The 25,194-nt window shown below is 69.5% G+C and carries 20 protein-coding genes and 1 pseudogene; 12 read left to right on the top strand and 9 right to left on the bottom strand.

From position 1 onward, the window contains the following. Positions 1-409: 409 nt before the first annotated feature. The 3 genes from purL to xerD all read right to left on the bottom strand — a co-directional run bounded on the left by purL (position 410) and on the right by xerD (position 6,541). Positions 410-4,507, bottom strand: a complete 4,098-nt coding sequence (gene purL, locus ACFOM9_RS00910) for a phosphoribosylformylglycinamidine synthase (protein WP_386705335.1) — start codon at positions 4,505-4,507, stop codon at positions 410-412. A 151-nt stretch (positions 4,508-4,658) separates the two neighbouring features. After that, positions 4,659-5,495: a DsbC family protein gene (locus tag ACFOM9_RS00905; protein ID WP_386705334.1), complete on the bottom strand. Its 837-nt coding sequence runs from the start codon at positions 5,493-5,495 to the stop codon at positions 4,659-4,661. A gap of 98 nt (positions 5,496-5,593) precedes the next feature. Then, entirely contained in the window at positions 5,594-6,541 is a 948-nt protein-coding gene (xerD, locus tag ACFOM9_RS00900) for a site-specific tyrosine recombinase XerD (protein ID WP_386705333.1), read from the bottom strand. 224 nt (positions 6,542-6,765) lie between these two features. Between xerD and ACFOM9_RS00895 the strand changes: the two genes are divergently transcribed. Next, positions 6,766-7,263: an RDD family protein gene (locus tag ACFOM9_RS00895; protein WP_386705332.1), complete on the top strand. Its 498-nt coding sequence runs from the start codon at positions 6,766-6,768 to the stop codon at positions 7,261-7,263. Positions 7,264-7,404: 141 nt separating this feature from the next. On the opposite strand, the gene lptG is transcribed toward ACFOM9_RS00895, so the two are convergent. Continuing rightward, positions 7,405-8,514, bottom strand: coding sequence for an LPS export ABC transporter permease LptG (lptG, locus tag ACFOM9_RS00890; protein WP_386705331.1), 1,110 nt, complete (start codon positions 8,512-8,514; stop codon positions 7,405-7,407). Continuing rightward, a complete protein-coding gene (gene lptF / locus ACFOM9_RS00885) occupies positions 8,511-9,614 on the bottom strand; it encodes an LPS export ABC transporter permease LptF (protein WP_386705330.1) in 1,104 nt (367 codons plus the stop codon). Before lptF ends, lptG begins: the two co-directional genes overlap by 4 nt. A gap of 218 nt (positions 9,615-9,832) precedes the next feature. Here lptF and ACFOM9_RS00880 point away from each other — a divergent pair, with 218 nt between their 5' ends. From ACFOM9_RS00880 to ACFOM9_RS00870, 3 genes are all read left to right on the top strand, one after another. Next, entirely contained in the window at positions 9,833-11,335 is a 1,503-nt protein-coding gene (locus tag ACFOM9_RS00880; RefSeq protein WP_386705329.1) for a leucyl aminopeptidase, read from the top strand. 113 nt (positions 11,336-11,448) lie between these two features. Continuing rightward, the gene (locus ACFOM9_RS00875) at positions 11,449-11,871 is read left to right on the top strand and encodes a DNA polymerase III subunit chi (protein ID WP_386705328.1); all 423 of its coding nucleotides are present in this window, start codon (positions 11,449-11,451) and stop codon (positions 11,869-11,871) included. Between the two features lie 99 nt (positions 11,872-11,970). Continuing rightward, positions 11,971-14,919: a valine--tRNA ligase gene (locus tag ACFOM9_RS00870; protein ID WP_386705326.1), complete on the top strand. Its 2,949-nt coding sequence runs from the start codon at positions 11,971-11,973 to the stop codon at positions 14,917-14,919. Positions 14,920-15,067: 148 nt separating this feature from the next. Here ACFOM9_RS00870 and rimI read toward each other — a convergent pair whose 3' ends face one another. The 3 genes from rimI to pssA are packed head-to-tail and all read right to left on the bottom strand — an operon-like array spanning position 15,068 to position 16,607. Then, the gene (gene rimI / locus ACFOM9_RS00865; RefSeq protein WP_386705324.1) at positions 15,068-15,553 is read right to left on the bottom strand and encodes a ribosomal protein S18-alanine N-acetyltransferase; all 486 of its coding nucleotides are present in this window, start codon (positions 15,551-15,553) and stop codon (positions 15,068-15,070) included. A 14-nt stretch (positions 15,554-15,567) separates the two neighbouring features. After that, positions 15,568-15,831: a hypothetical protein gene (locus ACFOM9_RS00860; RefSeq protein WP_386705322.1), complete on the bottom strand. Its 264-nt coding sequence runs from the start codon at positions 15,829-15,831 to the stop codon at positions 15,568-15,570. Continuing rightward, the gene (gene pssA / locus ACFOM9_RS00855) at positions 15,828-16,607 is read right to left on the bottom strand and encodes a CDP-diacylglycerol--serine O-phosphatidyltransferase (protein ID WP_386705321.1); all 780 of its coding nucleotides are present in this window, start codon (positions 16,605-16,607) and stop codon (positions 15,828-15,830) included. Before pssA ends, ACFOM9_RS00860 begins: the two co-directional genes overlap by 4 nt. Positions 16,608-16,741: 134 nt before the next feature. Between pssA and ACFOM9_RS00850 the strand changes: the two genes are divergently transcribed. From ACFOM9_RS00850 to ACFOM9_RS00835, 4 genes and pseudogenes are all read left to right on the top strand, one after another. Then, complete coding sequence (locus ACFOM9_RS00850; RefSeq protein WP_386705320.1) at positions 16,742-17,149, top strand: DUF4124 domain-containing protein; 408 nt, start codon at positions 16,742-16,744, stop codon at positions 17,147-17,149. Between the two features lie 28 nt (positions 17,150-17,177). Next, positions 17,178-17,450, top strand: coding sequence for a DUF4124 domain-containing protein (locus tag ACFOM9_RS00845; RefSeq protein ID WP_386705319.1), 273 nt, complete (start codon positions 17,178-17,180; stop codon positions 17,448-17,450). 126 nt (positions 17,451-17,576) lie between these two features. Continuing rightward, a complete protein-coding gene (locus ACFOM9_RS00840; protein WP_386705318.1) occupies positions 17,577-19,316 on the top strand; it encodes a proline--tRNA ligase in 1,740 nt (579 codons plus the stop codon). A 283-nt stretch (positions 19,317-19,599) separates the two neighbouring features. Then, positions 19,600-19,962: pseudogene (locus ACFOM9_RS00835) on the top strand (H-NS histone family protein); the annotation flags it as partial. Positions 19,963-20,112: 150 nt separating this feature from the next. On the opposite strand, the gene ACFOM9_RS00830 reads toward ACFOM9_RS00835, so the two are convergent. After that, on the bottom strand, positions 20,113-21,360 hold the full coding sequence (locus tag ACFOM9_RS00830) for a threonine/serine exporter family protein (protein WP_386705317.1): 1,248 nt from the start codon (positions 21,358-21,360) through the stop codon (positions 20,113-20,115). A 134-nt stretch (positions 21,361-21,494) separates the two neighbouring features. Here ACFOM9_RS00830 and ACFOM9_RS00825 point away from each other — a divergent pair, with 134 nt between their 5' ends. The 4 genes from ACFOM9_RS00825 (at position 21,495) to ACFOM9_RS00810 (ending at position 25,163) form a co-directional block, all read left to right on the top strand. Further along, the gene (locus ACFOM9_RS00825; RefSeq protein ID WP_386705316.1) at positions 21,495-22,613 is read left to right on the top strand and encodes an ABC transporter permease; all 1,119 of its coding nucleotides are present in this window, start codon (positions 21,495-21,497) and stop codon (positions 22,611-22,613) included. Positions 22,614-22,695: 82 nt separating this feature from the next. Next, complete coding sequence (locus ACFOM9_RS00820; RefSeq protein ID WP_386705315.1) at positions 22,696-23,520, top strand: ABC transporter ATP-binding protein; 825 nt, start codon at positions 22,696-22,698, stop codon at positions 23,518-23,520. Positions 23,521-23,523: 3 nt separating this feature from the next. Continuing rightward, complete coding sequence (locus ACFOM9_RS00815) at positions 23,524-24,450, top strand: MlaD family protein (protein ID WP_386705314.1); 927 nt, start codon at positions 23,524-23,526, stop codon at positions 24,448-24,450. Continuing rightward, on the top strand, positions 24,447-25,163 hold the full coding sequence (locus ACFOM9_RS00810) for an ABC-type transport auxiliary lipoprotein family protein (protein WP_386705313.1): 717 nt from the start codon (positions 24,447-24,449) through the stop codon (positions 25,161-25,163). The genes ACFOM9_RS00815 and ACFOM9_RS00810 overlap by 4 nt, the downstream gene beginning before the upstream one ends. Positions 25,164-25,194 lie beyond the last annotated feature (31 nt).

Below are 25,194 nucleotides of genomic sequence, written 5' to 3'. Positions count from 1 at the left end.
CCTACTAATTTGATGGCGAAGAACGCGCGGGCTGCGGCGCATGCGCGCGGCCCTGATCGACGTGCTGGTACGACTCCGATGGATACGCAAGACACGGGAGTGGCAGGCCGCTTCCCGCAAAACGGCGGCTGGGCAGTTGGCTGAACGTCCCCCAAATCCCCTTGGCTCGTACCCGATACTTACCCAGGTCGATTTTGTGAGTCAAGTCACGCGGTTGGCGTCGGCCCGACCGAGGCCGTTTAACAAAACGACAAAATTTGTCATCGATTCCGATAGGAATCAACAACTTGGGCCGTTAAGCCAAAGTGCCGCAAAACGTCACTTTATTCCGCGGTCGGGCATAAGAAAACGGCCCGCCATTTGTGATGGCGGGCCGCTTCGGACTTCTATGGACTTCGCGTTGCGCGGATCAGCTCATGCGCTTGCGCACGTTCCGGAACATGCGCAGCCACGGCGAGTCGTCTGGCCAGTCCGCCGGGGCCCAGCTGAGGTTGGCGGTGCGCGGGGTGCGCTCCGGATGGGGCATGACGATCGTGGCGCGGCCGTCGCTGCTGCACAGCCCGGCGATGGCGTCGGTGGAGCCGTTGGGGTTGGCCGGATACGCGATCGCCGGGCTGCCATCGCCCTGCACGTAGCGCAGCGAAGCGTGCGCGGCGGCACGGTCGGACTCGACGGCGAAGGCGGCGCGGCCTTCGCCGTGGGCGATCGCCACCGGGATCCGCGAGCCGGCCATGCCGCCGAAGAACAGCGACGGCGACTCGACCACCTCGAGCATCCCGAAGCGGGCCTCGAACTGCTCGCTGCGGTTGCGCAGGAACTGCGGCCAGTGCGCGGCGCCGGGGATGATGTCCCTGAGCTGCGACATCATCTGGCAGCCGTTGCACACGCCGAGCGAGAACGTGTCGCCGCGCGCGAAGAAGCGTTCGAACGCCTCGCGCAGCGCTGCGCGCTCCAGGATCGAAGTGGCCCAGCCGCGGCCCGCGCCGAGCACGTCGCCGTAGCTGAAACCGCCGCAGGCCACCAGCCCGGCGAACGTCGACAGGTCGGCGCGGCCGGCGATCAGGTCGCTCATGTGCACGTCGACTGCTTCGAAGCCGCTGCGCACGAACGCGGAGGCCATCTCGACCTGGCCGTTGACGCCCTGCTCGCGCAGGATCGCCACGCGCGGCGCGGCGCCGGCGTTCACCGACGGGGCGCCCGCCACCGTGGACGTGGACGCGGGCGTGGACTGCGCGGCGACATCCTCCGCCGGGTCGAACGTCAGCTTCGGCTGCAGTCCCGGCGCGTCGAAACGACGCGCGGCGGCGCACTCCTCGTCTGCGCAGGCGGGATCGTCGCGCAGTCGCTGCATCGCGTGGCTGGTCGACCACCAGGCGTCGAACAGCGCTTCCCAGTGCCATTCCACCAGGGTCTTGCCGTCGTCGATGACGCGGATCGAGGGCGCGGTGCTGGGCCGGGCGATGCGCTGGGCGCATTCGATCAGGCCGTGGCGCGCCACCAGGTCGGCGAACTCGGCGCGATCGGCGCCGTTGATCTGGACGATCGCGCCCAGCTCCTCGTTGAACAGCGTGCGGCAGACGTCGTCGGCGCGGTCGCCGCCCCAGCCTTCCAGCGAGATGTCGAGCCCCAGGTGCGAACAGAACGCCATCTCGCACAGCGCGGTGAAGGCGCCGCCGTCGGAACGGTCGTGGTACGCCAGCAGCAGTCCCGCCTCGCGCGCATCGCGCACCAGTTCGAACAGGCTGAGCAGGCGCTGCGGATCGTCCAGGTCGGGCGCCGCGCCGCCGAAGGCGTCGAAGCACTGCGACAGGATCGAACCGCCCAGCCGCTGTCGCCCCGCGCCCAGGCCGATGAGCCAGATTTCGGTGTCCGCCTCGCGCGACAGCAGCGGCGTGAGCTGGGCGCGCACGTCGGGCACCGGCGCGAACGCGGTGACGACCAGCGACACGGGCGAGACGCTTGTGTGCATTTCGCCGGGCTTGGAGGCCGCGGATTGGGATGCGGGATCGGCGGAACCCTGGTCTTCGCCTTGGCGAGTGCCGACTGCCGTTTCCCCGATCCCGGCCCCATGCCACTGCGCCTGCATCGAGAGCGAATCCTTGCCGACGGGAATCGACAGCTCGAGCTCCGGGCACAGCGCCATGCCGACCGCCTCGACCGCATCGAACAGGCGCGCGTCCTCGCCCGGATGGCCGGCGGCGGCCATCCAGTTCGCCGAGAGCTTGACCCGGTCCAGCGAGGCCACCGGCGCGGCGCACAGGTTGGTGATCGCCTCGCCCACGGCCATGCGCGCGGCGGCGGCCGAATCGATCAGCGCGACCGGCGCGCGTTCGCCCATCGCCATCGCTTCGCCGGCGTGGCCTTCGAAATCCGACAGCGTGATCGCGCAGTCGGCCACCGGCAATTGCCACGGTCCGACCATCTGGTCGCGCGCGGTGAGGCCGCCGACGCTGCGGTCGCCGATGGTGACCAGGAAGCTCTTCGACGCCACGGTCGGATGCGAGAGCACGCGCAGGCCGGCCTCGTGCAGGTCGAGCGTGTCGGTCGACAGCGACGTCCAGCGCGAGTGGCGCGGGCGCCGCGCGTCGCGGTGCATCTTCGGCGCCTTGCCGAAGAGCACGTCCATGGGCAGGTCGATGGGCAGACCGGAATCGTGGTTCGGCACCGGCGATTCCAGGGCGGCTTTTCCGTCCCCTTCCGGGAGACGGAAAACGCCATGCCCCACCACCAGCCGCTCCTCCGCCGTTACCGTGCCGACCACCGCGAACGGGCAGCGCTCGCGTTCGCACAGCGCCGCGAATTGGGCGAGCTGCGACTGCGCCACGCCGAGCACGTAGCGTTCCTGCGATTCGTTGCACCACAGCTGCAGCGGCGACAGCGAAGGGTCGTCGCTGGGAATCCTGTCGAGGTCGATCACCCCGCCCACGCCGGAGTCGTGCAGCAGCTCCGGGATCGCGTTCGACAGGCCGCCGGCGCCGACGTCGTGGCACCACAGGATCGGGTTGTCGTCGCCGAGCGCGACGCAGCGGTCGATCACTTCCTGGCAGCGGCGCTCCATCTCCGGGTTGTCGCGCTGCACGGAGGCGAAATCGAGGTCCTGCGCACTTTCACCCGAGGCCACCGAACTCGCCGCGCCGCCACCCAGGCCGATCAGCATCGCCGGGCCGCCGAGCACGATCACCGCGTCGCCGGGCGACAGCAGGGTCTTTTCGACCATCGCGCGGTCGATCGCGCCCAGGCCGCCGGCGAGCATGATCGGCTTGTCGTAGGCCCGCATCAGCGCAGCGGTGTCGCCATGCGCGGGCTGCTCCAGCTCGAACGAGCGGAAGTAGCCCAGCAGGTTCGGCCGGCCGAATTCGTTGTTGAACGCGGCCGCGCCGAGCGGGCCATCGAGCATGATTTCCAGCGCCGGCGCCATTCGCGGGTTCAGCGCGCGCGGGTGTTCCCACGGCTGCGGCAGCGCAGGGATGCGCAGGTGCGAGACCGAGAAACCGCATAGCCCCGCCTTGGGCTTGCCGCCGCGGCCGGTCGCCCCCTCATCGCGGATCTCGCCGCCGGCGCCGGTGGATGCGCCGGGGAACGGTGCGATCGCGGTCGGATGGTTGTGGGTTTCAACCTTGATGCAGAACGCGCTGTCGCGCAGCGGTTCGGCGCGATATGCCTGCGTCTGCGGATCGGGCCGGAAGCGCCGCGCCGGATACCCTTCCACCACCGCGGCGTTGTCACTGTACGCGGACAGCGTGTACTGCGGCGTGCGCGCGTGGGTGTGCTTGATCATCCGGAACAGCGACGCCGGCGTGCCGTCGTCGTGCGGTCCGCCGTCCAGGCGCATGTCCTGCCCGTCGATGGTCCACGAGGCGTTGAAGATCTTGTGCCTGCAGTGCTCGGAGTTGGCCTGCGCGAACATCATCAGTTCGACGTCGCTGGGGTCGCGCCCGAGTTCGCCGAAGCGCTGGCGCAGGTATTGGATCTCGTCGTCGGCCAGCGCCAGGCCGAGGCGGACGTTGGCGGCTTCCAGGTCGGCCAGCGCGATGCGCTCCGTGTCGCCCCGGGCGGGCACGCGGAACAGCGCGCCGGCTTCTTCGTGCGAGGCAAGCAGCGACTGCGTCATCGGATCGTGCAGCAGGTTGGCCAGCGCGGCTGCCGCCTCTGCCTCCCGCGGCCAGCCGGCGATGTCGAGGCGCAGGCCGCGTTCGACCCGCTTCACCGCCAGTCCGGCGCCGTGCAGCAGCTCGGTGGCCTTGCTGGCCCACGGCGAAATCGTGCCCAGGCGCGGCGCGACGTAGCGCGAGACCGCGTCGTCCGGGCGCGCGGACACGGTGTCGCCGGCCTGCAGGATGCGGTGCAGGGCGGCGCGGTCGACGGCCGTGTCGCCGGCGTCGGGCTCGACCCAGTAGACGTGCCATGCGCCGGCCACGCGGACGCCCGGCGACAGGGCCTGGAGGCGGGATTCGAGGCGTTCGCGGCGGAACGGCGACAGGGCCGGCTGGCCCTCGAGGACGATCATGTCCGGAGGCTGTCGGGAGCTGCGGGGGGCGTCATTGTAGCGGCTGCCGGGACCAGGATCGGGAATCGGTGGGTAGCACTCGGAACGCAGCGAAAACCGGAGCGAAGAAGCGCAGGCCCCGCCGCCCACCGGGCGGCGGCTGCCGGCCGCGTTACCTGCTGCCCGCGGCGCCCGCGCCGCCCTTGGCCTCCGCGGCCAGCTTCTCGAGCGCGGCGCGCAATTCCTTGGGCGGCATGTACCCCGGCATCGCGGTGCCGTCGGCGGCCACGATCAGCGGGGTCCCCGCCAGGCCGACCCGCTGGCCGACGTCGTATTCCATCGTCACCGGGTTCTTGCAGTTGCGCGTCGGCACGTCGCGCCCGTTCTTGGCATCGGTCAGGGCCTGCTTGCGGTCGGCCGCGCACCACACGTTGACCATCTTCTGGAAGTCGGGGCTGCCCAATCCCATGCGCGGGAAGGCCAGGTACTGCACCTCGATGCCCTCGCGGTTGTAGTCGGCGATCTGCGAATGCAGCTTGCGGCAGAAGCCGCATTCGACGTCGGTGAACACCGAAACGGTGTACTTCGGATTGGCGGGCGCGAACACGATGCGGTCCTTGACCGGGATCGTCTTGAGCAGCTCGCGGCGCAGTTTCGCCAGGCTGGCTTCGCTCATGTCGCGCTTGGCGTCCAGGTCGTAGAGGCTGCCCTGCAGCATGTAGCGGCCGTCATCGCTGACGTACAGGGTCTGCCCGCCGACGATCGCCTCGCGGAAGCCGGGAATCGGGGCCACGCCGATCCGGTCCACCCGGATCTGGCTATTGAGCTTGCGGATCGCATCGAGCGCGCGCGCGTCCGCCGATCCGGGTTCGACCTTCGGCGCGCTGGCGACCGCTGCCTGCGCAGCCAACGGGGCTGGCGCCTTGGTGGCGTCGGCCTGGGGGCTGTCGGTCTGGGCGCACGCGGTCAGGCTGAAGGCGCCGAGCACGGCGAGGAGATACGGTTTCATGGAATTCCAGGGCGGGAACGCGAATGGCGCATTGTCGCATGCGCCCCGCCACGACGACCCCGTGCCGAAGGTCGCGTTCAGGCGCCGGGCATGGATCGTCAGGCGCGCGGATGGTGCCTGGCGTGCAGCTGCTTGAGGTGCTCGCGCGCGACCAGGGTGTAGATCTGGGTGGTGGACAGCGAGCTGTGCCCGAGCAGCATCTGCAGCGCGCGCAGGTCGGCGCCGTGGTTGAGCAGGTGGGTGGCGAAGCTGTGGCGCAAGCCGTGCGGGCTCACCTTGCCGGGATCGATCCCGGCGGCGGCGGCGTAGCGCTTGACCAGGCCCCAGAACTGCTGGCGGCTCGGCGCGTCTCCGCGAGTGCCCAGGAACAGCGGCAGCACGCTGCGCTTGCCGGCAAGCTGCGGCCGTGCTTCGGCGAGGTAGCGCTCCAGCCAGTGCTGCGATTCCTCGCCCAGCGGCACCAGCCGCTCCTTGCTGCCCTTGCCGGTGACCCGCAGCACGCCCTGGCGCAGGTTGACCGCGGTGGCCGGCAGCCCGACCAGCTCGCTTACGCGCAGGCCAGCGGCGTACATCAGCTCCAGCATCGCCCGGTCGCGCAGGCCCAGCGGCGTGCCCACGTCGGGGGTCGCGAGCATGGCGTCGATCTGGCTCTCGGCCAGCGCCTTGGGGAGCGAGCGCGGGAGTTTGGGCGGTTCGAGCAGCGCGGTCGGATCGTCCTGGCGCTGGCCATGCCGGACCCGATGGCCGAAAAACGCCCGCAGGGCCGACAGCAGGCGCGCGTTGCTGCGCGGCGACCAGGCATGCCGGGTGCGCCAGGCGAGGTATTCGAACAGCGCCGTGCGATCGGCCCCGGCCAGCCCGCCGCCGGCCCCGTCGCGCCAGCGGGCGAAGCCTTCGAGGTCGCGCCGATAGCTGTCCAGCGACTGCCGCGCCAGCCCGCTCTCGGCCCAGATCGCATCGAGGAACGCCTCGATCGCGCGCGCGTCGGCCTCGCGCAGCGGCGGCAGGCTTGCTGTGAGTGCGCGGCGGTCGGCGGGCGTAGACATGACGGCGATCGAGGACGGACGTGGAAGCGTAGCGCGGACGCCGGATGCCGGCTTCGGACGCGTGGCGCAGCCGGTAACTGCCGCTTGCGGGAGCGACCTCAGCCGCGATCCTTCAATCATGTCGGCGAGGGGAAAGTTCGCGGCTGAAGCCGCTCCTACTGGTTCGCGGAACCGGGCCAGTGACTGGGACCGCTCGCATCGGACCGACCGGTATCCTGTCGCGCATGACCGCCGCCGCTCCCGAAGCAGGAACTTCCACGCCCGACTCCGCCCCGCCGCGCCCGCTGGTCGGCTGGCGCCTGCTGGCGCTGTTCTACGATTTCTGGCCGTCGCTGGCGCTGTGGATGCTCGCCTCGCTGTGCTTCACCCTCGCCTACACGGTGGCCGGCCACCACGATCCGCACGACAACATCGCACCGCTCAGCGGACTGCAGTGGCTGCTGTGGCTGGTGTGCTGGCTGCTCAGCGGCGTGTATGCGGTGGTCAGCTGGCGGCGCGGCGGGCAGACGCTGGGCATGCGGCCGTGGCGGCTGCGGGTGGCGGGCGCCGACGGCGGCGCGCCTTCTTGGCGGGCGCTGTGCCTGCGTTATCTCGTCGGCACGGTGTCGCTGCTGGTCGCCGGACTGGGATTCTGGTGGGCCTGGATCGATCGCGACCGCCTGGCCTGGCATGACCGGGCCAGCGGGACGCGGATGATGCGAATGGAGAAGGCCCAGCGGTAACGCGCTGGATCCTTCCGGCTCCCGGGCATGCGGATGTCCGATCCCGGTGCCCGGCGCCGCATCCGCCATCTGCCGCAAGCCCGGAACGGGCTCGATTCATGCGCTCCCGTGCCGTCCCTGTGACCTCGACCGCGCGTCCGCTCACCCGCTCCGGCGCCGGAACAGCGCGGCGGAGACGGCCAGCATCACCAGCGGTGGCATCAGGTAGGCGATGCGGTAGTCGAAGCGATAAACGCCCGCCAGCTTGACGAACTGCATCTGCAGCAGCCAGAACCCCAGCGCGAAGACGATGCCGATGAACAGCCGCTTGCCTGCGCCGCCGCTGCGCAGGCTGCCGAAGGCGAACGGGATCGCCGCCAGGCACAGCGCCAGCACGTTGAGCGGATAGAACCAGCGGCCCCAGTAGTGCTCCTCGAACTCGCTGGCGTCGAGGCTGTTGCGCTTGCGATAGGTGATGCCGCTGCGCAGGTCGTGCGCCGACATGTAGCGCGGACGCCAGATATTGCTGGCGCTGGCCGCCAGGGCCGCGGCGTCGAGTTGCGAGGACCAGCGCTCTTCCATCACCTCGGTCTGGGTGACCGCGTTGTCCTCGAAATAGGTGCGCTTGACGCCGCGCAGCAGCCAGCCGCTCTTGCGGTGCTCGGCGGTGGCAACGCGGGCGATCGATTCAAGGCGCCCGTCCTTGGCGAACTCGAACAGGCGCACGTCGTCGAGCTGCAGCCAGGTGTCGCCTTTGCTGGCGTGCTCCTGCCCGTTCTGCGCGTTGAGAAACGTATTGCCCTCGCGCGCCCAGAGCCCGGAATACTGGGCCACGGTCATGTCCTTGGACTTGGCGGACGATTTGAGGGTGTCGCCGCTGCGCTGTGCCCACGGCGCCAGGCTTTCGCCGTTGACCACCATCAGCGCGGTCAGCACCAGCAGCGGCGCGGCCACCGACAGGCTGAGCCGGCGACGCGACAGCCCCAGCGCGCGCAGCGCTGTCAGCTCGGAGCTCGCGGCGAGCTGGCCCAGCGCCATCAGCGCACCGATCACCGCCACGGTGGGAAACATGGTGTAGGCGCGGCGCGGCACGGTGTACGCGATGTAGGTCAGCGACTGCATGAAGCCGTAGTTGCCTTTCCCGATGTCGCTGAACTCGCTGACCATGGCGTTCACCACGTCCAGCCCCACCAGCACCGTCCAGGTCAGCAGCACGGTGGTGACCACCATGCGACTGACGTACAGGTCGTGGATCTTCGGGAACGGCGTCATCGCGGCGTCCTCGCCACCAGCCGCGGCAACCGCGCCTTGCGCATGCGTCCGTCGCGCAGGTACGCCCAAGTCGCGAACGCCAGCAGCGGCAGCAGCAGCCACCACAGCCCGGCGGCCAGCGGGATCTTGCCCTTGGCCAGCCAGTCGGTGCCCATCCACATCAGGTTCATGCCCACCATGTAGGCGAGAAAACCGAGCATCACCCGGCCGTAGCGCGTCTGCCGCGGCGAGCTGCGGCCCAGCGGGACCGCCAGCAGCGCAAAGGCCAGCGCCAGCAGCGGCGGCCCAAGCCGGAAATGCAGCTGCGCGGTGGCCTCGGGGCGCGGATCGCCGAGCAGGGCGCGCGTCGGCAGGCGCTCGGGATCGTTCTCGTCGGATTTCCCCTTGGCATCGGGCAGCCGCAGGTCGTTGCTGGCGTAGCGCATCAGGCGGTAGTCGCGCCCGGCGCCCAGCGGTCCCTCAACCTCGAAGCCCTGCCCGAGGGTCAGGAAGCGCTGCTCGCCGTCGACGTTGAGCTTGCCGGTGCGCGCGGTGGTGACGTCGAGCCGTTCGTCGTTCTGGCGGTAGACGAAGACGCGGGTCAGCGCGGTGCCGTCGTTGGACATCGAGCCGACGTAGACCACGCCGCCGCCGCCGGGCAGTTCGATGAAGCGCCCCGGCTCCAGTCCCGCCACAAGCAGGCTGCGGTTGCCGGTGTCGATCATTTTCTGCGAGTGATCCCGCGCCCATGGCCCGAGCCACAGCGAGCACAGCGCGATCACGCCCACCACCGGCAGGGCCAGCATCAGCACCGGCCGCAGCAGGCGTCGCGGGCCGACGCCGATGGCGGTCAGCACCGGCATTTCCGAATCGCGGTACAGCCGCCCGACCGCCAGCAGCAGGCCCAGCATCAGGCCCAGCGGCAGGATCAGCGGCAGGTAATTGAGGATCTGCAGGCCCAGCTGGGCCAGCATCATTCCTGCTGGCACCCGGCCGCGCGCGACGTCGCCCAGCACGTCGGCGAACACGCCGCCGAGGCTGACGATCATCAGCACCACCAGGGTGGCGAACGTGGCCTGGGCGAATTCGCGGAACAGGTAGGCGTCGAGCTTTTTCGGCATCAGGCGGGGGTTGCCTTAGAATTGGGGGTCCAACCGCGTCATGTCGGCCGCAGCACCAGCAGCCATGGCTGCCTTGCTGAACGGTCAATTGTAAGGAACACGCCACGGGTTCTGTGAGGAAGCGTTCATGCCGGCCATGAGCGACCACGGTCCCCGGCCTTTCCGTTGCGCCCGCCGCCGACACGGCCAATCGCACTCCTAGAGACACAAGAGACCCCATGACCCTCGAATTCACCCTGAACCAGTCCGCTCCCGCATCTGCCACCACCGACTGCGTCATCGTCGGCGTGTTCGCCGACAAGTCGCTGTCCCCGGCGGCGGAAGCCCTCGACGCCGCCAGCGGCGGCCGCCTCGCGGCACTGCTCGAGCGCGGCGACCTGTCCGGCAAGACCGGCCGCACCGCGCTGCTGCACGACCTGCCCGGCGTGGCCGCGCCGCGGGTGCTGGTGGTCGGCCTGGGCGAAAAGCCCAAGTTCGCGGTGCCGCAGTACCTCAAGGCCGTGGGCGACGCCGCGCGCGCGCTCAAGGGCGGCGCCGGCGACGGCGCGCTGTTCACGCTGTCCGAGCTCCAGGTGCCCGGCCGCGACGCGGCCTGGAACATCCGCCAGGCGGTCATCGCCGCCGCGCACGCCTGCTATCGCTACACCGCCACCCTGGGCGATGCGAACAAGGCCAAGCAGGACGACAGCGGGCTGAAGTCGCTGGCGATCGCCGGCGACGACGACACCGCGCTGGCGCAAGGCATCGCGATCGCCGAGGGCGTGGAATTCGCACGCAACCTGGGCAACCTGCCGCCCAACATCTGCAACCCGGCCTACATCGCCGAACAGGCGCGCGCGTTCGCCGCCGCCAACGGCGCCGAGTCCGAGATCCTCGACGAGAGGCAAATGGAGGCGCTGGGCATGGGCTCGCTGCTCGCCGTCGCACGCGGCTCGGCCAACCGCCCGCACCTGGTGGTGCTGAAATGGAACGGCGCGACGAAGGCGGGCGCCGTCGACGCCAAGCCGTTCGCGCTGGTGGGCAAGGGCATCACCTTCGACACCGGCGGCGTCAACCTCAAGACCCAGGGCGGCATCGAGGAGATGAAGTTCGACATGTGCGGCGGCGCCACGGTCATCGGCACGTTCGTCGCGGCGGTGAAGATGAAGCTGCCGATCAACCTGGTCGTGGTGGTGCCGGCGGTCGAGAATGCAATCGACGGCAACGCCTATCGCCCGTCCGACGTGATCACCAGCATGTCCGGCAAGACCATCGAGGTCGGCAACACCGATGCCGAGGGCCGCCTGATCCTGTGCGACGCGCTGACCTACGTGCAGAAGTTCGAGCCGCAGGCGACCGTTGACGTCGCCACGCTCACCGGCGCCTGCATGGTCGCGCTGGGCCGCTTCGCCTCGGGCCTGATGACCAAGCACGACGACCTCGGCGCGGAGCTGCTCGACGCCGGCGAGAACGTGTTCGATCGCGCCTGGCGCCTGCCGCTGTGGGACGAGTACCAGGGGATGCTCGATTCGAGCTTCGCCGACGTCTACAACATCGGCGGCCGCTGGGCCGGCGCGGTCACCGCGGGGTGCTTCCTGTCCCGGTTCACCGAAGGCCAGCGCTGGGCGCACCTGGACGTGGCCGGCACCGCCAGTGGCGAAGGCAAGCGCGGCATGGCCACCGGCCGTCCGGTGGGGCTGTTGAGCCAGTGGCTGCTGGACCGCGCCTCCGGCGCTGCCTGATTCGGCGTGCTGATCCAGGGCGCGGGATCCGTGATTGGCAAGCGCTCGTCGTTGCCACCGGCTCCCGCGTCCCGCGCCATCGAATTCCAAATCCCTGATCCCGGCTTCCATCCATGCGCGCCGACTTCTACCTGATCGCCAAGCCGCGCTTCCGCGAGGAGCCGCTGAGACTCGTCTGCGAGCTGGCGCGCAAGGCACACGATGCCAACCTGTGGACGCTGGTGCTTGCGCGCGACGCGGCCCAGGCCGAGGCGCTGGACGACCTGCTGTGGGACATGGGCGAGGACGTCTTCATCCCGCACCAGATCGCCGGCGTCGACGTCGACGAGGACGAAGCGGCGGTGCTGATCGCGCCGCCCGAAGTGGACGCGCCACTGCGTCCACTGGTGATCAACCTGCGCGACGCGGCGGTCGAGGGCAGCTTCGAGCGGGTGCTGGAAGTGGTGCCCGCCGACGATTCGGCCCGCGGTCCGCTGCGCGAGCGCTGGAAGCAGTACAAGGCGCGCGGGCTGGAAGTGAACAAGTACGACATGTAGACCGCGTCCTCCTCTTATTGAAAAAAAGGGGGGGGGAAGCAGGTTACAAAGCCAGATCGAATTGCACGCACCCTCGCCCCTCCACTCTCGCTGCCCACCATGACCCTCTCCACCGGCTACGACCCCAAAACCTTCGAAACCCGCCTCTATGCGCAGTGGGAGGCCAGTGGCGTGTTCGCGCCGCAGGGCGACGGGCCGGCGTACACCATCCTGCTGCCGCCGCCGAACGTCACCGGCACCCTGCACATGGGCCATGCGTTCCAGCACACGCTGATGGACGCGCTGGTGCGCTACCACCGCATGCGCGGCTTCCGCACCCTGTGGCAGATGGGCACCGACCACGCCGGCATCGCGACCGAGATGGTGGTGGGCCGCAACCTCGCGCTCGAAGGCAAGGGCGAAACCCGCGACTCGCTCGGCCGCGAAAAATTCATCGAGAAGGTCTGGGAGTGGAAGCAGCAGTCGGGCGACACCATCGAGCGCCAGATGCGCCGGCTCGGCGCGAGCGGCGACTGGTCGCGCAGCGTGTTCACCATGGATCCGCTGGCGTCTGACGCGGTCACCGAGGCGTTCGTGCGCCTGTTCGAGGCGGGCCTGGTCTACCGCGGCAAGCGCCTGGTCAACTGGGACCCGGTGCTGAAGACCGCGATCTCGGACCTGGAGGTCGAGAACCGCGAGGTGCCCGGCCACATGTGGCACTTCAAGTATCCGCTGGCCGGCGGCGAGACCTACGAGTACATCGAGCGCGACGCCGACGGCAACGTCACCCTGCGCGAGACCCGCGACTACATCGCCATCGCCACCACGCGCCCGGAAACCATGCTCGGCGACGGCGCCGTGGCGGTGCATCCGTCGGACGCGCGCTACGCGCCGATCGTCGGCAAGCTGTGCGAGATCCCGGTCGGACCGAAGGCGCATCGCCGCCAGGTCCCGATCATCGCCGACGAATACCCCGACCCGGAGTTCGGTTCGGGCGCGGTGAAGATCACCGGCGCGCACGACTTCAACGACTACCAGGTCGCGAAGCGCCACGGCATCCCGCTTTACGCGCTGATGGACGAACAGGCGCGGATGCGCGCCGACGGACTGTCGTACGAGGACAGCGCGGCCGTCGCCGGCCGGGCGGCGCGCGGCGAGGACGTCGGCGATGTCTCGGCGGTCAACCTGGTGCCCGCGGAGCTGCGCGGCCTCGACCGCTACGAGGCGCGTGCGCGCGTCGTGGCCGAAATCACCGCCGAAGGCCTGGCGGTCACCGATGCAGACGGTGAGCCGCTGGTCGAATCGAAGCCGATCATGCAGCCCTTCGGCGACCGCAGCGGCCAGGTGATCGAGCCGTTCCTGACCGACCAGTGGTTCGTGGAGATGGAGGGGCTGGCGAAGCGCGGCCTGGAGCTCGTCGAGTCCGGCGAGGTGAAACTCGTCCCGCCGAACTGGATCAACACCTACCGCCACTGGCTGGAGAACATCCAGGACTGGACCATCAGCCGCCAGCTCTGGTGGGGACATCGCATCCCCGCCTGGTTCGACGAGGCCGGCAACGTGTACGTGGCGCGCAGCGAAAGCGATGCGCGCGTGCAGGCGGCCGCCCGCAACGGCGGCGTCGAGCCCGCCCTGCGCCAGGATCCCGACGTGCTGGAGACGTGGTTCTCCTCGGCGATGTTCCCGTTCTCGACCCAGGGCTGGCCCGACGAGGACGCCATGGGCGAACTGGGCTTCGACGTCGCGCTGCCGACCAGCGTGCTGGTCACCGGCTTCGACATCATCTTCTTCTGGGTCGCGCGGATGATCATGATGACCGACCGCCTGGTCGGCCGCGTGCCGTTCCGCGACGTGTACATCACCGGACTGGTGCGCGATGCGCACGGCCAGAAGATGTCCAAGTCCAAGGGCAACGTGCTCGATCCGATCGACATCATCGACGGCATCGACATCGACGCGCTGGTCGCCAAGCGCACCAGCGGCCTGATGAAGCCACAGGATGCGCCGCGGATCGAAAAGGCCACGCGCAAGGAGTTCCCGCAGGGCATCAACGCCCACGGCGCCGATGCGCTGCGCTTCACCATGGCCGCGCTGGCCGGCCCGGGACGCGACATCAAGTTCGACCTGGCGCGCGCCGAGGGCTACAAGAACTTCTGCAACAAGCTGTGGAACGCGACCCGCTTCGCGCTGATGAACGTCGGCGACGACGTGGTGTTCGAAGGCGCGCCGCAGCCCACGACCGATGCGGAACGATGGATCCTGGCGCAGCTTGACCGCGCCTGCGCCGAGGCCGCCGCGCACTTGGACGCGTACCGCTTCGACCTGCTGGCGCAGGGGCTGTACGAGTTCGCCTGGAACCAGCTGTGCGACTGGTTCCTGGAACTGGCCAAGCCCGCGCTCAGCGGTGACGACGCCGCGGCCGCCAACACCACGCGCCACACCTTGTTCCATGTGCTCGAAGCGGTGCTGCGCCTGCTGCACCCCCTGGTGCCGTTCGTCACCGAAGAGCTCTGGCAGGCGGTGGCGCCGAAGCTCGGCAAGACCGGCGACACGATCATGACCGAGGCCTATCCGCAGGCCGGGGAAATCGACGCTGCCGCTTTCGCCCGCGCCGAGGCCGACGTCGAATGGCTCAAGGACGTCATCTCCGCGCTGCGGCGCATCCGCAGTGAACTGGGCGTGTCGCCGGCCAGGCAGGTCTCGCTGCTGGTGCGCGGCAGCACGACGGACGACGCGCGAATCGCCCGCTTCGACGCGCAGCTGCGCTTCCTGTGCCGGCTCGAGCGCATCGAGTCGCTGGCAGGCGAACCGCCGGCGGCAGCGCCTGCCGTGGTTGGCGACCTGCAGCTGTTCGTGCCGCTGGAAGGCCTGGTGGATCTCGGCGCCGAACGCGTGCGGCTGGACAAGGAACTGGCCCGCGTCGTCGCCGAGAAAGGCAAGAGCGAGGCAAAGCTGGCGAAGTTCGGCGGCAGCGTGCCGCCGGCCGTGGTCGAGCAGGAGCGCCAGCGCCTGGCCGACTGGAGCGCCAAGCTCGAAGCGCTCACCGCGCAGCGCACGCGGCTGGGCTGACCGCCCCACGTCGCTCGCGAAGTATTGCCGGGATCGCAGCCAAGAACCCCTGCCCTGCGCCAGTCGCCGGCGACGTTGCACTGGTGCGCCCCGCCGTCGCGCCTACGGCACTCTCGCGTGCCATGGGCGACGGCCGGAACGACGGCGCTCAGGGATCCAGCAGTTCCTTGGCCATCACGATCGCATCCTCGCGCCCGACGTGCGCCGGGTAATAGCGCGGCCGGCGTCCGATCTCGTTGAAGCCTTCCTTGTCGTACAGCGCGATCGCATGCGGGTTCGATGGCCGTACCTCGAGGAACACGCGCCGCGCGCCGTGCCCGGCGGCCAGCCGCAGCAGCGCGCGCAGCAGCCGCCGGCCCACGCCCCGGCCCTGCTCGCGCGGCTCGATGCACAGGTTGAGCACGTGCGCCTCGTCGGCGGCCACGCTGAGCACGCCATAGCCGAGCACGCGCCGGTCGTCGTGCAGGATCCACGCCGGATAGCCCGCTCGCAGGCAGTCGCGGAAGATGCCGTGGGTCCAGGGGAACGGATACGCGCGACGCTCGATCTCCATCACCGTGTCGAGGTCGCCCTCGCGCATCGGTCGCAGGCGGCCCAGCGCCGTCTCGGCCCGGTCGGAAGCGGTCGCGCCCATGGCCCTGCGCCCCCTCAGCGCGGAGGGGTCGACGCCCGCAGCGCGCGCAGCCGCGGCCACAACGCACGCTTCGCCGAGGGCGCGCGCAGGCGCGCGGTCGGCATCCATTCACGGCACAGCACCGCCGCATCGGGCGCTTCGGCGTCGCGACCGGCCGCGCGCAGCAGCGCGTGCAGCAGCGGATCGTCGGGCAGCGCCACCGTCGTGGCCGCGGCGGTGCGGTACACGGTGTGGCCGAGGGCGGCGAGGATCTCGCGCTGCAGCGGATCCCAGGTCACGCCGGCGGCTCCGCCTCGACGTCGGTCGACAGCCTGCGCCGCTTGAACCACAGCGCCGGCCCGGACATCGCATACAACACCCCGGCGGCGAGCAGCGTCTTCGCCGGGTCGATCACCAGCGCGATGATCACCGCCACCGCGATCAGCAGGGCGAAGAACGGCACCTTGTCCGACTTGGGCCCGCGCCCACCCTTGAAGCTGTTGTAGCGCAGCCCGCTGACCATCAGCAGGCCGCTGACGATGGTGACCGCCAGCGCGGCGTAGCGCAGCTCGTCGCCGCTCCAGTCCAGGCCGTGGAAGGTCCAGACGAAGCTGGCCATCAGGCCCGCCGCCGCCGGGCTGGCCAGGCCGATGAACCAGCGCTTGTCCACCTTGCCGACCTGGCTGTTGAAGCGCGCCAGCCGCAGCGCCGCGCAGGCCGCGTAGAGGAAAGCCGCCAGCCAGCCGATCTTGCCCGCCGTGCTGCCGTCGAGCTTCAGCGAGACCAGCGCCCAGTGGTACATCACCAGCGCCGGTGCCATGCCGAAGCTGATCAGGTCGGCCAGCGAGTCGTACTGCACGCCGAACTCGCTCTGGGTGTTGGTCAGCCGGGCCACGCGCCCATCGAGCCCGTCGAGGATCGCGGCGATGAAGATCGCCACGCAGGCGGCCTCGAAGCGGCCCTGCGAGGCGGCGATGATCGCGAAGAAACCGCCGAACAGGCCGCCGGTGGTGAACAGGTTGGGCAGCAGGTAGATGCCGCGGCCGCGCGGGCGTTGCAGGGGCTGGTCGTCCATGGGCGCGAGTGTATCCGCCCCGGCGTCGCGACGGCAGGCCGTTGGCTCGGTCACGATTCGATGCGCCGTGGCTTGCGCCGGCGCGCCCGCGGTGCTGCAATCGCCGCGCGAACCGCCTCCTGCAGGATCTACCGATGCCCCGCCACGCGCTTGTCTCCCTTTTCGGCCTGTCCCTGCTCCTCGCGGCGGGGGCGGTTTCCGCCGGCGAGCTTTACCAGTGGAAGGACGCCAGCGGCGTCACCCACTACTCGCAGACCCCGCCGGCCAGCGGCCGCTACAGCGAACGCACCGAGAGCGGCCGCGGCAACGCCAGGCCGATCGAAGCAGTCGCCGCCAAGCCGGCCGAATCGCCGCAATGCACCACCTCGCGCGCGAACATCGCCCTGCTCGAGAGCAAGAATCCCGTGCAGCAGGACGTCGACGGCGATGGCAAGGCCGACAAGACCCTGGACGACAGCGAGCGCGTCAGCCAGCTCGAACTCGCGCGCGCCCTGCTCAAGGCCAACTGCGCCGCAGGCAGTCCGCCCACCGCGGCCGGGTAGCCAACGCGATGGCCGTCGGGAACGGCTGATGCGACTGGCGTGGGCGCTCGTGCTGGGCGTGGCCGCCGGCGTCGCGATGGCCTGGTGGCTGTCGCGCGACCCGCCCAACCTGGCCCGCGAAAAGCAGGCTCGCGCCGAGCAGGCGGCCGCGGCCAACTTCGAGGAATCGCGGCCGGTGCTGTACCGCTGGCGCGACGACCACGGCGCCCTGCACGTGACCGACACCGCGCCCAAGGGACGTCGCTACGAGCGGATCCCGATCGAACCCGATCCGGCGATCGAGCTCAGCGGCGACCGCTAGCTTCCTGTGGCCGGCGGCGGCTGGCATTGCAAACCGCGCTACAGGACGGGCGGCGATGGCAGGCGTCCAGTCCTGCTGCACTGCCGCATGGCAGAATGCCCCTTCTTCCGCCATCGCCACGCCCCCATGCGCCTGTCGCAATTCCACCTGCATACCGTCAAGGAAACCCCGGCCGAGGCCGAGATCGTCAGCCACAAGCTGATGCTCAAGGCGGGCATGCTGCGCAAGCTCGCCGCTGGCCTGTACACCTGGTCGCCGCTGGGCCTGCGCGTGCTGCGCAAGGTCGAGGCGATCGTGCGCGAGGAAATGGATCGCGCCGGCGCGATCGAGCTGCTGATGCCGACCGTGCAGCCCAGGGAACTGTGGGAGGAGACCGGCCGCTGGGAGAAGTTCGGCAACCAGTTGCTGAAGATCACCGACCGCAAGGAGGCCGACTACTGCTACGCGCCGACGGCGGAAGAAGTGGTCACCGACTTCGCCCGCAGCGAACTGGCCAGCTACAAGCAGCTGCCGCTGAATTTCTACCAGATCCAGACCAAGTTCCGCGACGAGATCCGGCCGCGCTTCGGGGTGATGCGCTCGCGCGAGTTCCTGATGAAGGACGCCTATTCGTTCGACCTCGACGACGACGGCATGCGCCGCTCGTACGAGGCGATGCACGCGGCGTACGTGCGCATCTTCACCCGCCTGGGGCTGCGTTTCCGCGCCGTGCAGGCCGACAGCGGCGCGATCGGCGGCGATGCCTCGCAGGAATTCCACGTGCTCGCCGATTCAGGCGAGGACGCGATCGCCTTCTCCACCGGTTCCGATTACGCCGCCAACATCGAGACTGCGCAGGCCGCCCTGCCCGGTCCGCGTCCCTCTCCGGGCGAGGCGATGCGCAAGCTCGATACCCCCACGCAGAAGACCTGCGAGGACGTCGCCGCACTGCTGGGCATCGACCTGCAGCGTACCGTCAAGTCGATCGCGGTCATCGGCGCGGACGCCGACGGCAAGGAGCAGTTTGTGCTCGCGCTGGTGCGCGGCGACCACGACGCCAACGAGATCAAGCTGGCCAAGGTCGAGGGCCTGGCCAACTACCGGATGGCGACCGAGGCCGAGATCCTCGCGCACCTGGGCAGCGAGCCGGGTTTCCTCGGCCCGGTCATCGCCGATGGCGCTGCCGCGCAGGGCGCCCGCGCGCCGAAACCGCCGATCCGCGTGGTCGCCGACCGCGAAGTCGCGGCAATGGCCGATTTCGTCGTCGGCGCCAACGAGGCGGGTTTTCACCTGGCCGGCGTGAACTGGGGCCGCGACCTGTCCGAGCCCGACAGCGTCGCCGACCTGCGGAGCGTGGTCGAAGGTGACCGTGCCGCCGACGGCGGCGAGCTGCGCATCGTGCGCGGCATCGAGGTCGGCCATGTATTCCAGCTCGGCGACAAGTACGCGCAGGCGATGGGCTGCACCGTGCTCGACGAACACGGCAAGCCGCGGGTGCTGAAGATGGGCTGCTATGGCATCGGCATCTCGCGCATCGTTGCCGCGGCGATCGAGCAGAACTTCGATGCCAACGGCATCCTCTGGCCCGACGCGATGGCGCCATGGCGGGTGGCGGTGTGCGTGATCAATCCCAAGCGCGATGAAACCGTGGCGGCCGCGGCCAAAGCGCTGTATCGGGAACTCGTCGATGCCGGCATCGAAACCGTGCTCGACGACCGCGGCCTGCGCCCCGGCCAGATGTTCGCCGACATCGAACTGATCGGCATCCCGCATCGCGTGGTGGTGTCCGACCGCGGCCTGGCGGCGGGCACGTTCGAATATCGCGCGCGCAGCGCGGAAGGGCCCGAGAACCTCGACCGCGAGGCGCTGTTCGCGCGCCTTCGCTGACCGAAGCGGCGCGTTGTGCATGCAGGCCATGCAGCGTGGTCCAGGTCGCGGGTTTCCCCTGGCGTTTCCAGTGGCAAGGGCTCGCGGCCGATGCCTTTCTTTCAGAAGGCGTGATTGCAGACCGCGGGAATATGCACTTCATTTCCGCCGAAAACATCCAATCGCCCGGTGTCTTTCGGCTCGCCGCTGAAATCCTGGGGTTTGGGATAATCAGGTTTTGCGATTACCATCGCGAAACCGCCACGGATTGGCTTCAATCCCCCAGATAATCCCGGAGCATTCGATGTCGATCGACTTGAACAGCCTGTCCGCCAAAGAACTCGATTCGCTGATCACCAAGGCCAAGGCGCGCAAGACCACGCTCAAGAAGCGCAAGCCCGTCGCCACCGTACGCAGCAAGCTGCGCCAGCTGGCCGAGGCGGAGGGCTACACCATCGCCGAACTGTTCGGCGGCCGCGCCACCAAGTCGACCGCGACGGCGACGCGCAAGGTCGCGAAAAAGGGCCGCAAGCTGGGCAAGGTGGCGCCGAAGTACCGCAACCCGGCCAACGCGAAGGAAACCTGGACCGGCCGCGGCAAGCAGCCGCGCTGGATGGCCGCGCTGACCAAGAAGGGCAAGAAGGTCGAGGATTTCCTGATCAAGAAATGATCCGATCCGCTTGAATGGAAACGCCGGCTCATGCCGGCGTTCTTCTTTCTGCAGGAGCGGCTTGGGCCGCGAGCCTTACCCGGACATTCAGCCTGGACCAGAAGCTCGCGGCTGAAGCCCCTCCTACAGAGCCACGCAAGCCGGCAATCAGAGATTCCGCCGGGTCGGCAGCAGCAGGTTGCCGAACAACAGCCCCGCGATCAGCGCCAGCAGAATGTTCAGCACCGCCATCGCCGCCTGCTGGCCAGCGGCGAAATCCTGCTGCTGGATCAGCGTGAGCAGGCTGCGCACGCTGTTGCTGCCGGGCACCATGAGGATGATGCCGGGCACGCGGACCAGCGCGCCCGGACGCTTGGCCCAGCGCGCGTAGCCGTTGCCCGCCGCGGTGAGCAGCAGCGCCGACAGGAAGATGCCAGCCGTGCTACCCCACGAATCCCCGACCAGCCGCGGGATCAGGTAGCCCGCCACCGCCGACAACATCACCAGCGGATAGTCGCGGCGGGCGGCGCGGAACAGCACCGCGAATGCCAGCACGCCGGTGAACAACGCGCCCCACTCCACCCAGTCCGGCTGCGGGCGCAGCGCGCGCACCTGCGGTTCGACGCCGAGGATCTGGGCCGCGGTCAGCGCGATCATCGTGCCGACGGTCAGCTTGAGCATGGTGCTGATCGCACCGGCAAAGCGCGCCGTGCCCGACATCAGGTGCTGGCTGGTCAACTCGTTGACGGCGTTGGTCAGGGTCATGCCGGGCACCAGCACGATCAGCGCGGCGATCACGACGGTATTGAGGTTCAGCGGTCCGACGAAGCTGGCCACGACGATCGCCACGGTCGCCGCGACCATCGCCGAGATCGCCTCGCCCGCTTCGCGCAGGCGCGGGCGCGGACCGGACACCCAGTCGACCAGGCCGACCAGCAGGCCGATCAGTCCGGCTGTGGCGATGTCCAGCCACGGCAGCCGCAGCAGGCCGGCCACGCTCGCCGAGGCGAGGCCGAACGCCAGCGCCACCTCCACCCGGTCGAGGCGGCTTGGCGGCCGGTCGAGCGCACGCAGCGCGGCGTAGCCTTCCGCCAGCCCCACCTGGCCGGCCACGACGTCTTCGGCGATGCGGTCGGCCTCGCACAGTTTGGCCAGGTCGTTGTCGCCCGGGGGCACGCGGATCACCCGGGTCGTGTCGCTTTCGCCCGGGGGCCGTGTCGGGTCGCTGAAGGACAGCATGATCCCGGTCGGGTTCGCCATCGGCTCGCACTCGAGCCCCAGCTTCTGGGACACCGACACCAGGGCGCCCTCGAGCCGCTGCGCGGTGGTGCCGTAGGCGTGCAGCCGTTCGGCTAGCTCCACCACGAAGGCGATGCGGGCCGCGTAGCCGATGGTGTGGGGAAAGGCCGGTGACATCGGCACAGGATCGCACGCGCGCCCGCACGTTGGCACCCGTCGTTGCATGCGCATCATGCAGTCTTGGTAGCCTGTATGCTCGCCGTCGCGCCACCGCGGGCGGATCCCCGCTGGACATGAGGACGCAACCGCGCATGAGCGTCACCCGCGGCAACGCACCGACCATCGACGTCGACCCGCAAGGCAGCGGCCAGCTGCGCCTGCGCGGACGCTGGACGCTGGAACACGCGCTTGCGATCGGCACGGCCTTGCGCAGCGACCTGGGCGAAGTGAAGTCCGTCGACGCCACCGCCGTCGAACGACTGGATTCGGCCGGCGTGCTGCAGCTGCTGCGCTTCGCGCGCCGGCACGGCATCGACTACGACGTGTTCTCGTTCCGCGACGACCACCGCGCGCTGGTCGCGGCAATCGAGGACGTCGCCGATGAACGACCCAAGCGCAAGCGCGACTACGGCTTCCAGGCCGCGCTCGCGCGGCTGGGGTTCGCGGTCGCCGACAACTGGAAGGAAGTGATCGCGCTGGTCAGCTTCCTGGGCGAGAACCTGGTCAAGCTCGGCCGCACGGTCGTGCAGCCGCGGCGCCTGCGGATCACCGCGGTCGTGCATCACATGGAGCAGGTCGGCCTGGACGCGATGCCGCTGGTGGCGCTGCTGTCGTACCTGGTCGGCGCGGTGATCGCCTTCCTGGGGTCCACCATCCTCGCCGACTTCGGCGCCACGATCCTGGTGGTGGAACTGGTCAACATCGCCTTCCTTCGCGAGTTCGGCGTGTTGCTGACCGCGATCCTGCTCGCCGGGCGCACCGCCAGCGCCTTTACCGCGCAGATCGGGGCGATGGTCAGCCGCGAGGAAGTCGACGCCATCCGCACGCTCGGGCTCGATCCGATCGACCTGCTGGTGATCCCGCGCGTGCTGGCGCTGCTGGTGATGCTGCCGCTGCTGACCTTCATCGCAATGGTCGCCGGCCTGCTCGGCGGCATGTCGGTGGGCGCGTTCAGCCTCGACATCCCGCCGCAGGCCTACTACGCGCGCATGCACGACACCATCGAGCTGCGGCATTTCCTGGTCGGGATGTCGAAGGCGCCGGTGTTTGCGGTGGTGATCGGCCTGATCGGCTGCCTGGAAGGCCTGCAGGTGCAGGGCACGGCGCAGTCGGTTGGCGAACGCACCACCTCCAGCGTGGTGCAGACGATTTCGCTGGTCATCATCATCGACGCGCTGGCGGCGATCTGGTTCATGCACATGGGGTGGTGACGATGGAACCGGGAGTGGGGATCGGAAGTTGGAGCCGGGGTATGGAAAACGCGCTCGCCGCACGGGCCGCGGGAGCCTTGCCTTGACCAGTCCCGAGACCAGCGCCCCCGGTCCCGACGATGGCGAAGCGATCATTTCGGTCCGCGGCCTGGCCAACCGTTTCGGCGAACAGGTCGTCCACGAAGGACTCGATCTCGATGTGCGCCGGGGGGAGATCCTTGGCGTCGTCGGCGGCTCGGGCACCGGAAAGTCGGTGCTGATGCGCTCGATCCTCGGCCTGCGCAGGCCCGATGCCGGCCAGATCGAGGTGCTCGGTGTCGACGCCCGCTCCGATGACCCGCGGGACCGCCTGCACATCGAGCGCAATACCGGGGTGCTGTTCCAGGACGGCGCGCTGTTCTCCTCGCTCACGGTCGGCGAGAACGTGCAGGTGCCGCTGAAGGAACACAGCGCCGACCTTCCCGACAGCTGGCGCTACGAGCTGGCGCTGCTGAAGGTCAAGCTGGCAGGGCTGCCGGCCGACGCCATCGACAAGCTGCCCTCGCAGCTGTCGGGCGGCATGCGCAAGCGCGCGGGACTGGCACGCGCGCTGGCGCTGGACCCGCCGCTGCTGTTCCTCGACGAACCCACCGCCGGCCTGGACCCGATCGGCGCCAACGCCTTCGACCACCTGATCCGCACGCTGCAGCAGGCGCTCGGACTGACCGTGTTCCTCATCACCCACGACCTCGACACCCTGTACGCTATCTGCGACCGCGTAGCGGTGCTGGCGGACAGGAAGGTGGTGGCGGTCGGCCCGCTGTCGGAGATCGAGAACCTCGACCATCCCTGGACCCGCGAATATTTCAACGGCCCCCGCGGACGAGCCGCACGCGATGCGAAGGCCGGTACCGCACAGGAAACCTGATCGATGGAAACCAAGGCCAACTACGTCCTGATCGGCGCCTTCACCATCCTGGTGACGCTGTTCCTGCTCGGCTTCGGTTTGTGGGCGGCCAAGTACTCCTCGGACAAGAGCTGGCGCGAGTACGATGTGGTCTTCCGCGAACCGGTGACCGGCCTGACCGACGGCAGCAGCGTGCAGTACAACGGCATCGCCATCGGCACCATCGACAGCCTCAAGCTGGCTCCCAACGACCCGCGCGCGGTGATCGCGCGGCTCAAGCTGCAGGCCGACGCCCCGGTCAAGACCGACACCCGTGCCAAGCTGTCGATGACCAGCCTCACCGGCAGCCCGATCATCCAGCTCACCGGGGGCGACCCGAACAGCCCGCGCCTGCTGGAGACTCCCGGCAACGAAGTGCCGATCATCCTGACCGAACCCTCGGCGCTTCAGAACATCGCCGACACCGCCAACCGGCTGGTGGAGCGACTCGACAAGGTGCTAAGCGAGGAAAACGTCGCGCGCATCGCCGGCACGCTGGAGAACATCGAATCGCTGACCGGCTCGATCGCGGACCAGCGCGAAGACCTGTCCGTGCTGATCGCCAACGCACGGCAGGCCAGCACGCAGCTCAACACCACCCTGGACAGCACCAACCGTGCAATCAGCGACGTCGACCGCGAGTTCGTGCAGAAGCTGCCCGGTCTGGTCAGTCGCCTCGACAGCACTCTGACCAAGCTGGACTCGGCCGCCGGCGGCGCGAACGACATCCTCAACGAGAACCGCAGCGCGATCCACAGCTTCGCCAACGATGGCCTGTCGCAGCTCGGGCCGACGCTGGCCGAACTGCGGACCCTGATCCGCGACCTGCGCCGCATCAGCGACCGCCTCGAGGGCAATCCTTCGCGGTTCCTGCTCGGTCGCGACGCGCCCAAGGAGTTCGAACCCAAATGAAGCCGGAACATCCAGCCCTGCCGCCGCCGCATCCCGTGCCGCGCCTCGCCTCGATCGTGGCGGGCCGTCGAGCGAACATCCGCGGACGCGCGCGCCAGTTCGCCATCGCCGTCGCCGGCGCGCTCCTGTGCGGCTGCTCCCTGCTTGGCGGCGGGACGCGCGAACGCGCCACCATCTATGCGCCCGACCCGCGCATCAGCGCCGAGCCCTCATGGCCGACGGTGCAATGGCAGTTGACGCTCAGTCCCGCCACGGCCGCACGCATGATCGACAGCCTGCGCATCGCCGTCCGTCCGACGCCCGCCGAGTTGCAGGTCTACAAGGGCGCCAGCTGGGCGAAGCCGCCGACGCAGATGCTGGAAGATGCGGTGCTTCGCGGGCTGGAAGATTCCGGCAGGATCGGCGCCGTCGCCCGCCAGGGCAGCGGCGTCGATGGCGACTACAAGCTGGTCATGGACCTGCGCAGGTTCGAGGCCGACTATGCGGGCAAGGCGCTGCCGGCGGCGACGATCGAGGTCAACGCCAAGCTGCTGCATGCCAGCGAACGCGGCGTCGTGGCCTCGCGCACCTTCCTGGGGACGCACCAGGCCGCCAGCACCGGGATCGCGGACGTGGCCGATGCGTTCGACGCGGCGCTGGCCGATACCGCGCGACAGATCGATGGCTGGGTGCTCGCATCCGGCCAGCAGCACGAGCAGCAGCAACCGCGCTGACCGCCCGCGACCACGTCTGGCGCCGCATCGA

This window comes from Luteimonas notoginsengisoli, assembly GCF_042648885.1.
GTDB classification, from domain to species: Bacteria; Pseudomonadota; Gammaproteobacteria; order Xanthomonadales; family Xanthomonadaceae; genus Luteimonas; species Luteimonas notoginsengisoli.
The sequence above is the reverse complement of the archived record's forward strand: the minus strand, read 5'-3'. Positions and strand labels throughout refer to the sequence as shown.